10 protein-coding genes and 1 tRNA gene are annotated in these 13,348 nt (G+C 48.0%); 5 read left to right on the top strand and 6 right to left on the bottom strand.

The features are described from left to right. Window positions 1-68 precede the first annotated feature (68 nt). Both H6F77_RS24785 and H6F77_RS24780 read right to left on the bottom strand, forming a co-directional pair. Complete coding sequence (locus H6F77_RS24785) at window positions 69-734, bottom strand: hypothetical protein (protein ID WP_199321543.1); 666 nt, start codon at window positions 732-734, stop codon at window positions 69-71. Window positions 735-749: 15 nt separating this feature from the next. Beyond that, a complete protein-coding gene (locus H6F77_RS24780; protein WP_190491590.1) occupies window positions 750-977 on the bottom strand; it encodes a DNA-directed RNA polymerase subunit omega in 228 nt (75 codons plus the stop codon). A 145-nt stretch (window positions 978-1,122) separates the two neighbouring features. On the opposite strand from H6F77_RS24780, the gene H6F77_RS24775 reads away from it, so the two are divergent. The 3 genes from H6F77_RS24775 (at window position 1,123) to H6F77_RS24765 (ending at window position 3,462) form a co-directional block, all read left to right on the top strand. Continuing rightward, a tRNA-Pro gene (locus H6F77_RS24775) sits at window positions 1,123-1,196 on the top strand. Window positions 1,197-1,457: 261 nt separating this feature from the next. Next, complete coding sequence (locus tag H6F77_RS24770) at window positions 1,458-3,113, top strand: purple acid phosphatase family protein (RefSeq protein WP_242022593.1); 1,656 nt, start codon at window positions 1,458-1,460, stop codon at window positions 3,111-3,113. A gap of 7 nt (window positions 3,114-3,120) precedes the next feature. Then, window positions 3,121-3,462 carry a Dethiobiotin synthetase gene (locus tag H6F77_RS24765; protein WP_190491588.1) on the top strand — a complete coding sequence of 114 codons (342 nt, stop codon included), beginning with the start codon at window positions 3,121-3,123 and terminating at the stop codon, window positions 3,460-3,462. 34 nt (window positions 3,463-3,496) lie between these two features. On the opposite strand, the gene H6F77_RS24760 is transcribed toward H6F77_RS24765, so the two are convergent. The 3 genes from H6F77_RS24760 to H6F77_RS24750 all read right to left on the bottom strand — a co-directional run bounded on the left by H6F77_RS24760 (window position 3,497) and on the right by H6F77_RS24750 (window position 5,596). After that, window positions 3,497-4,132, bottom strand: a complete 636-nt coding sequence (locus tag H6F77_RS24760) for a hypothetical protein (protein ID WP_190491587.1) — start codon at window positions 4,130-4,132, stop codon at window positions 3,497-3,499. Between the two features lie 96 nt (window positions 4,133-4,228). Then, window positions 4,229-5,269, bottom strand: a complete 1,041-nt coding sequence (locus H6F77_RS24755) for a zinc-dependent alcohol dehydrogenase (protein WP_190491586.1) — start codon at window positions 5,267-5,269, stop codon at window positions 4,229-4,231. A 147-nt stretch (window positions 5,270-5,416) separates the two neighbouring features. Beyond that, complete coding sequence (locus tag H6F77_RS24750; protein WP_190491585.1) at window positions 5,417-5,596, bottom strand: hypothetical protein; 180 nt, start codon at window positions 5,594-5,596, stop codon at window positions 5,417-5,419. 128 nt (window positions 5,597-5,724) lie between these two features. Between H6F77_RS24750 and H6F77_RS24745 the strand changes: the two genes are divergently transcribed. Both H6F77_RS24745 and H6F77_RS24740 read left to right on the top strand, forming a co-directional pair. Further along, window positions 5,725-6,069, top strand: a complete 345-nt coding sequence (locus tag H6F77_RS24745) for a hypothetical protein (protein WP_190491584.1) — start codon at window positions 5,725-5,727, stop codon at window positions 6,067-6,069. Window positions 6,070-7,122: 1,053 nt separating this feature from the next. Next, complete coding sequence (locus H6F77_RS24740) at window positions 7,123-10,599, top strand: response regulator (RefSeq protein WP_190491583.1); 3,477 nt, start codon at window positions 7,123-7,125, stop codon at window positions 10,597-10,599. Between the two features lie 13 nt (window positions 10,600-10,612). On the opposite strand, the gene H6F77_RS24735 is transcribed toward H6F77_RS24740, so the two are convergent. Further along, window positions 10,613-13,333 (bottom strand): phospholipid carrier-dependent glycosyltransferase, encoded by a 2,721-nt coding sequence (locus H6F77_RS24735; protein ID WP_190491582.1) that lies wholly within the window; start codon window positions 13,331-13,333, stop codon window positions 10,613-10,615. Between the last annotated feature and the right edge of the window lie 15 nt (window positions 13,334-13,348).

The following is a 13,348-nucleotide window of genomic DNA, read 5'->3' as shown; positions in this document are numbered from 1 at the left end:
ATTTTGGATTTTGGATTTTGGATTTTTGATTAAAATTACCTCCAATTACTAATTACCAATTACCGCTTCTAAGGCTTTAGTAACTGAGCATCTCCCGGCTTTGGTCGCGTTGGGGTGGCTCTTTGCCTGGAGTTTGTAGGTGGCTTAGGTGACGCCACAGGGGTAGGTGTTGCTCTTTCGTTGTATTTGGGATCAAAAGTGGTAACGAGAACATTAATCAAAGCTTCGCGCTGAGAGCGATTCAAGCGATTAATCGCTGTCCTGTCACCCTCCATCGGATTTTTCTGCAAAGTATCGTAACCCGGATACACTGCTTCTCGCAGGTACTCGTTAGCACCGAGATAATCAGCTAGAGTCATTTTCCAATCCAGCCGATATATAGGGGGACGATTTTTCACATATATGTGATAGCGGATCAAGCGATTCGCCAGAGTGTTATCAGTCGCCACCTTGCCCGTTTCCTTACTAACGTATTGGTTTTCTTGGGGGAAATCCGGTAGGCGTTGATAGACTTGCTTTGCCACATCTGACGGACTAAAGCGCTGGGCAACGGCTATATCGTAGCTTGCCCAAAAAAAGCCGCCTGAGTGTTTAATGCCCACACCTGCAAGAACCAGGCAGACACCAATCAGGGCGGCAAAAGCAAAACGCAGGATTCGTCTTTGAACCCTGCCAGTTTTTATTGCATTTAGGTTTTTGAATGCCAAGCGATCGCTCCTCAAACTCCTCGCCACGCACGAAACCTTCCTCTAATCACCAATAATTTCCGGTTGTGTCAGCTCATCTGACATCTCAGTAATCGCCCGGAGTACTGGTTTCATCATCGGGTCCATCTCAGTATCAAACTCTTCATAGCGACGACGCTTTGCACGATTCGCCACTTGAACCGTAATCCGATAGCGATTGGAGGCAGCACTAACCAGCTCCTCAGCTCGGTACATAATCTGGGTTGTATCAAACGGGGAACGCTTATGCATACACTTCTCTAGTTTTATGTCGCCCCCTCCAGTATACTTAGCCTCCACTCAAATTCAGCTAAAAACTCAAAACTAACAACAAACTTGGTTTCTTTTCACTCAAAACTTTAATAGCGTGTTATATTTGTCTATGCCGATGAAATTACGGGGCGTAGCGCAGCTTGGTAGCGCACTACTTTGGGGTAGTAGGGGTCGTGGGTTCGAATCCCGCCGCTCCGATCGGTACAAATTAAATATAAAACCCCTATAGGGTAATGCCTTCAGAGATTGAGCCGATAAAGCTTCAAAACTGAAGGCAAATTTTTTATTTAAAATTTTGCATATTTCTGCATATCTTGGGCATCTTGCTAGAAATTTAAATTTCCAACCACGATATACCCCATGAATAAAATACAGCAAAGATCTAAACTGCTAAGGGCTGTATTAATAGTTCTTGTATCCCTTACTCTAATTACTGTGCCATTAACTGCGCTGCCATCTATGAAATCAGCGGGCGAGTTACTAACAGATCCATTTTTACAATTTCCGGCAAGCAACCTGGTGCAAGTTGTGTGGTTTACCGAGTTTGCAGGTTCGCGCCATACAGTTGCCTATGGTGAAAATTTACAGCAAAGCGCGATCGCCACGACGACAAAACTCAGCCGCACAAGGGAAGACCAAAAATCTAGAGTAGGCAAACAAACCGCTGACGCTCAAGTTTACAAGCAAACTACAATGCGCGACATCTGGCGTCACCAAGCCACCGTCACGGGATTAACCCCAAACACCCGCGTACCTTATCGCGTGAGTAGCGTCCGGGAAGATGGCAAAACTATTAATAGTAAGCAGTTTACTCTTGCGCCCACACCTGCACCGGGGACGCCAATTCAAATACTACTCACCTCCGACCATCAGCTCAAGCCCATGACATCTGCTAATCTGCAAAAAGCAGCGGAGAGTGTTGGGCAAGTCGATGCAGTCTTGTTTGCTGGCGATATGGTAAACGTTCCCGACCGCGCTTCAGAGTGGTTTGATGATAACAGAGGCGGCGCATTATTTCCTGCTCTCCAAGGTCGGGCAAAATTTGAACTTGAAAAGAACGGTGTGGGGACAATTTATAAAGGCGGCGAATTCCTCCAACACGCCCCCATGTTCGCCACAATTGGCAACCATGAAGTAATGGGTCGCTTCTCAATGGACAGCAGTCTGGATGACCAGTTCAGCGATGCTTTCCCCCGCTTGGATGCCCAGGAATTAAAATCTACCAAAACTTCGGTGAAAGACAATTCCTTTAACACCGATACTTATGAAGAGATTTTCAGTTTACCCCAGAGCAACGAAGGCGGTAAAAAATACTACGCCGTAACTTTTGGAGACGTGCGCTTGGTAGTACTCTACATTACGAATGTGTGGCGTCCTTGGGGAATCGATCCAAAAACTAAGGGAAAGTTTTCCGAACGAGAGCAAGACTTGAACGACCCAATTAACTGGGGATACGGACAACACATTTTTGAACCAATTGCCAAGGGTAGCACTCAATATAAATGGCTGGAGGAAGAACTTAACAGCCAGGATTTTAAGGAGTCGAAGTACAAGATTGTAATGTTTCATCACCCGCCGCATTCTCTGGGGGAGAATATAGTTCCTGCCTACACCGACCCGCTTCAGGTACGCGAAAATAATGCAGATGGGAGCATAAAAGCTGTGCGATACGAGTACCCTAAACAGGCAGATTATATAATTCGCGATGTCGTGCCGTTGTTAGAGACAGCAGGCGTGCAGCTTGTATTCTACGGACATTCGCACTTGTGGAATCGCTTTATTAGTCAGAAAGGGATGCACTTTTTGGAAACTTCAAATGTAGGTAACTCTTACGGTGCTTTTATTGGTGATAAGAAGCGATCGCTCCCATCAAACTTTGGATCAGATTATGCTGTAACTGGCAACCCCAATGGACTGGAGCCTATAGTACCTGCGATCGCTCCCCTCGTGGGTGAAGATGGCCAGCCTTTGCCCTATGTTGCCAGTAATGATATTACTGTCTTTAGCATCTTAGACACTGGCGCTGGTACGGTGAGCAGCTATCGCTTCGACACGCGGGAACCGGAATCGCAGGTTGTGAAATTCGATGAATTCCGCCTCCGTCAACATATTTAAACTTAGAATGGATTACAAAACTGCTCGTAGCTTTCTAATTACTCAAGGCATGGCTTCAGAGCAAAATTTTGATGCTTTGCTGGTGCGGCTGAAAATGGGAAAAGCACCGATTCCCGGTCAGGTAACTAATATTTTGCTGGCACTTAAAATAATGTTTGAGAATTTGCAAGGTGCAGCGAATCTTGACCGAGAATTAATTTATGCGCTGTATCAATTGTCTTATGAGAGCCGACAGCGCTTTGAAGCCGGACGCCAGTCTGGGGTGAACTGGCCACCCCTGCTGGATGAAGACTTAAAACGAATTACCACAGCGGTTAAGAGTATTTTTGCTGGGGTTTGGCAATTATGAATTATGAAACTTAGCTCTTAAAATTCATAATTTTTCAGCGCCCGCGCAACTGAGTCTCCAGCTTGTCCAAGTCTTCTCTAAGAAAAATCGTCATTTGACCGTTGAATGCCTTGCCTTTCTGTGCTTGGGTAACTTCCATCCAGTAAGCGTATCTATCTCCTAAGCGCAGTTCTCCTTGTTGCGCCTCCAACAGAATCCTATTCTCCCGCCTAGCTAGATCTATTGTTTGTGGGCTGGGGTAGACATATACAAGTTTTGCGCGATCGTAATCTTGATAAATATCCAGCCCATAGATTATCCTCAGCGCTTCTTTGAGACGCCCTGGTGTAACGCCATTAATCGTGTCAAAGAACGAAAAGGTTTCTGTGCGAATAGTGTTGTTATCTCTGGGAAGAGTAAGTTGGCCGGGAGGAAGGATGGTAGCGTCAAAGTTAAACCGCACCCGCGCTGTATCGTTCTTACGCACCTGCAACCCATCGCCAATCCCAGGTCTAAGGGTGGGGTTGGCGTTGATCCACGCAACAACTTCGTCTGTACTTTGACCAGGTAAGGCGTTGGCTGAAGAAGTAAAAAGTAAGAAGTTAAACGGCAAAAGAAATAAGTATTTAATTTTGCTCTTTGCTGTTTGCTCTTTTTGTGACAAGAATGACCGCCGTCTGAATATACCCATAACTCCTCCTAAGAGCCAAATTCGTCACCACAAAAATTTATAAATGGACGCGATGCACGACGCCCTGATGATGCAGAATTTGTCTTCCATCTATTCTTAAGATGCCATACTGGGGTCGATTGCTACCTTAATCGCCTTACGATTCTTCATATCGCAGAAGACTTGCTCTAAATCCTTGAGAGGTCGGCGATCGCTGATGAGTAATTCAAATGGTATGGATCGGCTGGCAATCAGCGATAGGGCATCTCGCACGTAGGCTGGTGTGTTGTGAAAAACACCTTTAAGGGTTAGTTCGCTGTAGTGCAACTGTTCTGTATTGACGGTGATAGAAGTATCGCGGGGACAACCGCCAAATAAGTTAACTGTGGCACCAGGACGCGCGATCGCGATCGCGCTTTCCCAAACTTCTGGTACTCCGGTCGCTTCAATTACTACATCTGCACCCAGCCCGTCTGTCAGTTCTTTCACTGTTGCTGGTATATCTGGTGTCTGATGGTAATTGAATGTCTGAGACGCCCCCAGCTTTTGCCCAATTTCCAGACGCTGGTCGTTGCCTCCAAATAATACTACTTCAGCATCTAACTGGTGAGTTAGAGCCGCGACGAACATCAGGCCAATCGCACCATCGCCCAAGACTGCCACTTTATCCCCAGGCTGGACATTAGAACGCGCAGTGCCATGCAGCACGCAAGCTAAAGGTTCAGTCATCGAGGCTAGATCGTCGGGCAATTCCCCTGGAATGGGCAACAAATTGTGCTGGACAATCGGTGCTGGAATTTTTAGATAACTGGCAAAAGTGCCGTTATTCCAAGTCAAGTTGGGGCAAAGAGAATATTCTCGGCGTTGACAAAAAAAGCAACTCATGCAAGGTGCAGAGTTATTAGCTACTACGCGATCGCCTATCTGCCAACCTTGGACACCTGCGCCCATCGCTACAATGCGCCCAGCAGCTTCGTGACCGAACAGGGTAGGAGGACGCAGCATTTTTGCATGACCCCCGCGACGCCAGACCTTCAAATCTGTGCCGCAGGTAGTCGCCGCCGCCACTTGAATCACGACTTCACCAGCATCAGGCGTCGGATCGGCTACTTGTTCGAGGCGCAGATCTTCTTGTCCGTAAAGTACAGCTGCGAGCATTATCCACTGCCACTAACTATTTCCAAGCTGATTGTATCAGGGCAATGGGGGCTGGCGGGGGCGGGAGAGTTATGAGTTATGAGTTATGAATTTATAACTTATAACTCCGTAATCGCTCGCGAGCAATGAGGAACAAACAAATTTATCCTATGGCTTCGCCGCAGTAGTGGCGAGCGATCGCACCTTCAATGTATTGCAAACAGGCTTCTTCTCACCCACCAGAGGCATCATTTCCTGGCGACAGGAGGTGCAAAACCAATAAATACCCCGCTGGCGAGCATGGCGTAATAACAAACCACCGCAACAAGGACAGGTATTCAAGTTCATGATTTTTAAGCTCCAGAGGGCAAACAAGTAATTTTAAAAAGCTAGTCTGGGATCGGGAATGTAGCGATTGAACAAAGAAATTTTACAATTTTTTTTTGATTCGATATGTGAGGATAATCACCTAAAGAATGTCCGCCAATAAAATAGAGCGATCGCAGCTTTGGCCTAGTCTTGAAATAACCCGCTTATTAGCCGTGCGTTTTTTTAGCAACCCCCATAAACACAAGCTGTATATCTTGGGGAGCGGGCGCAATACTTGTTTTGTCAGGCGGCCTGTCGTCAGTTGGCTGCCACCATACGATCTGGGGGGCACTCGTTCCCACAGCGGTGAAATTCGAGCGGTTCGCATATTTTGGTTGGGCGCTTATATACAAAAAGAAAAGAGCCTTGGCTGCTGCAATTGCTCTGATTATTTAGATAGTAGCTGTGTCGATTCGATACGACCATCTATCCTGGGGATCATGTCCTGGTAGGCGCTCTAGCAGTTAAATGCACTAAGAGCTATCGCGTAAAAGTAGAGTAGTTTCACCCTTGCCGATCCTATAAAAATCTAGTAAAGGTGCTTCTGGTGTTTACAGTAGCGATAAACACTAGGATATCTGTATTTAAGTCATGCATCGGTAGTTTTAACGACAATAGTTACAAGTTCGATACAATATTCTAGACACACAGAAGAAGGTGAGTTCTAGCTTCTGCTACAGCCAATATTCTGATTAGTAAGGAAATAAAGTATTAAATAGTTAAATCAACTGTAGGGTAAAGATATAAAATTCCCAAACCTCAAATCTGAATATTTATTTAATAATTCATAACTCTGAATATTAGCAAGAGCATGGCCTAGATTGTGTTAATAGAAGGTAATCTAGGGGATATACGGCTGACTCGCAGAAAATTTCCTAAATGGGTCAAAGCCTAAGTAAGCCAAATGTAGCTGACGATAGTAAAGAAGCTTTAGCATTACCGCAGTAAGACGCCAAGCAAGTCTAAGCTATTGGATGTGAGGCGCTCGAAGAAATGGAGAGCATCTCAATGAAGGTAAAAACATCAAGCCCAATCTGCTTACACAGACCGAGAAGTGTAAGCTAATGAGCATTGAAATTGCCTGCCTTCATATATTGTGGGAAAAGCAACAAATTCTCTCGCCTTTTACCACAACAGGTAAATTAAAGGTGTGACAGCTTACTTCCCCCCGTTCGCGGTGGAGTGAGGGTGATTAATTGTAAATGTTCACAAGTGAGATGAGCCTGCGGAATTACGAACAAAAATCATCTCAAACAAAGCCCTGTGGTAATTATGGCAACATCCACAGACCAGTCAGGCTATTTATAATAGCTAGAATCTACATGCCGTCTTGCACATTAATCGCGCCAGTCGCTCGGGATCTGTTGTTGAGCTTTATCAAAACGACCCTGGAGATTCTGGCTCGAAACACCAAGTTTGGCGAAAGTAAACGATTTAGATTTAATTTCAGGGCAGTAAGCAAAACGCCCGCATAGATAATGTTAACCGCCACTTTGGCTTGAACTATGCCTCCAGAAACCATCAAGATAATGTTAGTGGAGGACAACCCAGGCGATGCCCGTCTGGTGCAGGAAATGCTGCGGAAAGGGTACGAGCCGCCGATTCAGCTACTCCACGTAACTCGGCTAGCAGAAGCAATTGAGTGCTTAGCACTGCAACCTTATTCAGCAATATTGTTGGATCTATCCTTGCCCGACGGAAACGGGTTAGAGACGGTGAAAAGAATCGGGAATGCGGCGCCAGACGTGCCGATTGTGGTGATGAGCGGTCTCATCGATGAAGAGATCGCCATTGCTTCAGTGCAAGCAGGCGCCCAAGACTACCTCGTTAAAGGTAATGCCGATCCAGACTTGCTAGTGCGTTCTATTCAATATGCGATCGAGCGTCACCGGATGCAGAGGAGGTTGCACGCAGCGCAGCAAGCCTTACAGCAACAGGCAGAAAGGGAAGCTCTGGTTAACCGCATCACTAACGCCCTCAATTCCAATCTCGACCCCCAACGAGTCCTCGATGAGATTGTGAGGCAAACTGCCAGCCCTATGGGCTGCGATGTGTGCATGGTAGTCCGCGACTTGCCGGAATCGAACCAGATTTATATAGAAGCAGAATATTGGCCGGGGCAGCAAGATCGGGGGGGGTTAGATGGAAGGAAGTGGCAGGGTAAGACCTTGGTGATGGAGCGATGGGAACCAGTACGGCGGGCGATCGCGCACCACCAACCAATAGCGATTACCGATACTGCGCCTTTGCTTTGCGCCCCTGGTTTCCGGGAAGTTCCTGCGGACGCTAGACCAGCGGCTATTTTACTCGCCCCGATCTTTGTGCGAAAGCAATATTACGGCAATTTGGTTGTTGGTTATCTTCAGCCCCGGTATGCATTTGAGGAGTGGGAAATTTGTCTGCTGCAACAGTTGGCACAACAAACTGCTTTAGCTTTGTACAATGCCCGTAGCTACGAACAGTTAGAAATTTTGGTGCAGGAACGCACGCAGCAACTAGCAACTGAGAAGGCGCTGCTGGAGGCAATTCTTAATTCTATTCAAGAGGGGATTTGCGTTACTAAGCCCGATGGTGGGACGCTGCTGACTAACCCGGCGTTTGAAAGGATGAAAAAGGGAAAGGGGGCATGGGGAGCTGGGAAAAGAGGGAGGCAAGAGGGTTGCGGTTGCGAATCGCTCGATAGCTCATTAAGCAACGGTCAATTGCCAATTATTAGCTTTATCCCTGCGATTAGGCAGACGCTGCAAGGGCAGGTATTTACCGATTGTGAATTGATGGTGGGGGGCGGTAAACCTGGGGAAGGGAAGTGGGTGAGTATTAGCGGCGGGGCGATAAAGGATGAAGCTGGGGAAGTTTTGCTGGCGGTGAATACGACGCGGGATATTACGGCAGCAAAAGAAGCAGAGATGGAATTAGCAGCGAGGGCGCGTCAGCAAGCAGCGATCGCTTATTTAGGGCAACGCGCCCTGGCTTCTTCTGACTTTTCGGCTTTGCTCTCGGAGGCGGTAACTCTAGTTGCGAAGACGCTTGAAGTAGAGTATTGCAAAATCTTAGAATTTTTACCCGATACGCAGGGTTTACGTCTGAGATCTGGTGCGGGCTGGCCCGAAGAAATGGTGGGAAAGGTCATATTAAATGCCAGCAATGATTCGCACGCCTCGTATACTTTAAGGACTGGCGAGCCGACGATCGTGGAAGACCTGGGTGCAGAAACGCGGTTTAAAGCTTCGTCTGTGCTGCTGGAGCGGGGGATTGTCAGCGGGATGAGCGCGATCGTCGCGGGGATTAACAAACCATTCGGCATTTTGAGCGTCCACACGAAAAGCAAGCGCAAGTTTGGGGATGACGATATTAATTTTTTGCAAGCGATCGCCAACGTACTGGCGCAGGCAATCGATCGCTCCCAAGCAGAGCAAGCGTTGCGGGAATCGGAGACAAAATTTCGGACGCTTTACGAATCAACTAGCGCGTCGGTGATCTTGCTCGATGAAAAGGGATTTATCGATTGCAACAGTGCGACTCTGCGTACATTTGGCTGCACGGCCTTGGATGAGTTTTGCGGCAAACACCCGGCTGAATTTTCGCCACCAACTCAGCCGAACGGTGAGGACTCGTTTGCCTTGGCGTCGGCTCATATTAGGACAGCGCTAAAGATGGGTAGCAGTCGTTTTGATTGGCTGCACTGCAAGCTAGAGGGCGGGCAATTCCCGGCTGAGGTGACGTTAACGGCTATTGAACTGGGCGGGAGGGCGTTGGTGCTAGCCGTTGTAAACGATATTACCAAGCGCATCGAGAGGGAGGCGGAGTTGCGTGCGGCTAAGGAGGCGGCTGAGGCGGGGAGTCGGGCGAAAAGCGAGTTTTTGGCGACGATGAGCCACGAACTGAGGACGCCACTAAATGCGATTTTGGGTTTATCTCACGTGCTGGGGGAGGGTCTGTTTGGTTCGCTTAATTTAAAGCAACAGGAGTATGTATCTTGCATTAATAGCAGCGGGGAGCATTTGCTGTCGCTGATTAACGATATTTTGGATCTGTCTAAAATTGAGGCTGGGAAGGAGCAACTCAGCCCCGCGCCTGTTTTGGTGTCGGATTTGTGCGAATACGCGCTGGCGATAGTGCGCGATCAGGCGTGGGTGCGGGGTTTGGAACTAAGTCTGGAGATCGAGCCTGGGGCGATGTTTTGTTTGGCTGACGAACGCCGCATGAGGCAGATGTTATTGAATTTGCTGTCTAATGCGATTAAGTTCACGCCAGCGGGGAAGGTTTCTTTGATTGTAGAGAAGCGAGATGCGATGGATTGGTTGGGGCTGCGGGCGATCGCATTTCGAGTTATAGATACGGGTATTGGCATCGAGCCTGAAAAGCTGCCGTTATTGTTTGAGCCGTTTCGCCAGTTAGATAGTGGCTTGAACAAACAGTTTTCGGGTACTGGTTTGGGTTTGGCTCTGACGCGGCGATTGGCTCGACTGCACGGAGGCGAGGTCACGGTTGAGTCGATAATTGGCGAGGGCAGCGAATTTACTCTTTATATGCCTGCGTCAGAAGAAGATGCATGCGGGGAGGAAGCCCGCGAGATAATGCGGCAGGGTGACTCGGCGGTAGTTTCTTGTGCGATCGCGGGACGTATTTTGGTTGTGGAAGACGACCCCCGCAGTGCCATGCTGTTGCAGGATTATCTCCAACTGGCTGGCTACAATGTGGAGGTTTTGACAGATGGTATTGATTTTTTGATGCGGGTGCGGAGTTTTAGGCCCGATCTGATTTTGCTTGACGTACAGTTACCAAAGGGGGTGACTGGTTTCGATTTGCTCTTGCAGTTGCGACAAGAGCCGGAGACAAAAAATGTGCCCGTCGTGATGGTGACGGCTATGGCAATGGAGGGCGATCGCGATCGCTGTTTGGCAGCTGGCGCAGATGATTATCTCAGCAAGCCAGTTGGCATCGCCCAACTAGAGTCTATGCTGATGCGATATCTCCCTTAAAAAAAGCTTTTGCCTACTTTATTTTGTCTTTTATTTTCTGATAAGCAGCCCATGCTTTAAACAAATTCCCCTGCATCAGACCAGCAGCACCATCGAGTGCTTCAATGTATGGTTGGTTTTTGCTCATTGCTAAAGCTGGTTTGAGTGCAGCTTCAGCAGCGCGGGGGTTCCAATCGTATAGATGGACAAATGCTAAATAGGCGTAGGCGTAAGGGTTTTTCGAGTCGAGTTGGGTAACTCGTTCTAGAGCAGCGATCGCTCCTTTCACTTGTCGTTGCAACACCTTTGACAGCGCCACATTATAAGCCCACTCACGGTTTTGCGGTTCCAGCCGCAGCCGATATTCTAAAGCTTGCTCGCCTTGCTTCAAATAATCCTGAATCGGGTCATACTGGTTAATTCGCCCGACCCGATCGAACACTGGTGTAAGTCCATCTGGCCCCTTGGGTAAATCAGCGGCCATTGTCCGTAGCTGAGTCACCAAATCCAACTCAGGCGCAGGCTGTATACTCGCCGCTGGGTCGATCTTCAGCGCTACTGGCGGAACCGGAATAGAGTAACTCTCGCCCGTTTCCCGATTTAGATAAGTCGCTTCCAGAGTGTAAGTCCCAGAAGCAATATCAGCTGGGGGTAACATCGCTAGCCGTTCCGTCACTTGAAAGATATTTCCCGCTTTCCCCTGTTTTATGGCGTGCAAATTTCCCATTCCAATGCCGCGATCGTGCAACCATCTCGTCGATTGTGGATTATTAGGCTCCTCGTTAATCAACGTCGCTGCTGGATTTTCGCTCTTCTTCTCTAATGCTAAATTGAGTCGCCAAGTCAGCAGCACTATGCCAGATTGTAGCTGTTCCCAAGGGCCAGACCACTTGTATGTAACAGGAACGGGCGCTCCTGGCGGCGATTGTTCCGGAACTGTCACCTCCACAAGCCTGACCGCAGTTAGAGGTTCTTCAACAGGCTGCACCTGGACTGGTGGTATGCGGCGATGGTACAGGTTTAGATTACTGCCATCGGGCAAACTCCATGACTTGTGCAGAGCGAAATCCGGGCCTTGTTCGATAATTTTGACAATATTCGCTTGAGCTTCTTGAGGAACTGACCCCTGATCGCCAGTTTTGGTGAGAAACCAAGAGAGGCTGCGTGCATCTTGTTCCACTTGCTTGCGCCGGACTCCCACCTGACGCCCGTAGACCTGAAAGTTTTCTAAGGCTCCGTAGTAGTTAAAATTATGCTGATTAACAGCCCCTGTTGAGGGTAATACCCCCAAGTTTGAGCGCAATAATGGTTCAGTTTTAATAATTTCGTCAATTACCTGCTTGTGAGGCCATATATTTCCCAAGTAGGCTGAGTGCTGGGCATTTGGGCTGAGGGATTGCGTCAGCCAATTACCACCCAATGGATACAGATTTAGGAACATCAGCAATGTCGCCAAACCAACAGTACCCCACCGGATTCGTTTTCCTAAAACACCAGGCCAGCGCGTTATGCCATAAGCTAAAAACACCGATAGCACTGGCAAGTAAGGCAACACATAGCGTGCATCCTTGTTGATGTTGACTGAAGAGAGCAAATAAGCCCCCACCAAAAACACTGCCAACCAACCCAATTTTGGATTTTGGATTGCAGATTTTGGATTATCAACTGACTCGTCAGATTCAACTGCTTTTGGTTGGCGATCGCTAGTTTTCAATCTAAAATCGAAAATCGAAAATCTAAAATTTCTTCTTTGTCCCCAATAGATAAGCAATCCCACAATCGGCACTAGCAACAAAGGCCAAGAAATTAAACTCGGCAGGATTTTCCAGTAGTAAGTCCACGCTGCTAGCGTGTTGAGGGCTGGATCTCCTTCTGCCAGAGCAGAATCCACCGTTGCCCGCTTTCCTGATGTCAGAATCAATAGCCAATTGGTGCGATACCACCAGCCAAAGACAGCAACCGAAAGCAACAACGCCCCGACCAATTGGGCTAACCGCCCCCAATCTCGTCGGCGAATTGCTCCCACTCCCACCCACACGACTGGTATCAACAGGAAGAACAGCGCTGTCTGTTTGGTCATTAGAGCCAGTCCCAAAGAAAGGCCAAACGCCAAAGAAGGCAAAAGGCAAAAGGCTGCATGCAAAAGAGATTTTTCGTTTTTACTTCTTCGTTGTTCCTTTAAAACTGTGAGACATAGGAAACTCAGGGTGACAACAGCTGTGAGGGGATAGTCGAGGAGAAAATCCAGGCGAACCCGATAAAGGCCTGGAAACAGCACGCACATTCCAGCCGCCCACAAACCTACTGGGGGGGAAAACAGCTTAGCGCCCAAGCCGTATACGGAACCCAGTAGAATGGCACTGAATAAAAGGTAAACGAGTGTGGCTTGGTCTGGCCCCGTGCCAAAGAGGTTCAGGAAAGGAGTTGTTGCAATGTAGGTTAAGGGGGGTATTTTGGACGAGAGCATCCAAAAATTCGTCCACCACTCCCCCGATAACCACTGAGGATTTTGTAGCGCTTGCCAGTAGTTTAACGAGCCAGTTAGGTACTCGGCTTGATCCCAGGCTGGCATGGTATGGTCGAGGGCAAACCAAATGCGATCGCATACCGCCCCCAACAGCCAAATTATCCCCAACACCTGCAAAGACCTGAACCTATTGCGTTTATCTTTCTCAGCCACAAAATCCTTAATTTGGTAATTGGTAATTGGTAATTGGTAATTGGTGGGTATTGGTGAGTTTTTCCCATTAACCATTACCTATTTATCGAA

Source organism: Microcoleus sp. FACHB-831 (genome assembly GCF_014695585.1).
GTDB lineage: Bacteria > Cyanobacteriota > Cyanobacteriia > Cyanobacteriales > FACHB-T130 > FACHB-831.
This window is presented reverse-complemented; position numbering and strand designations above follow the sequence as displayed.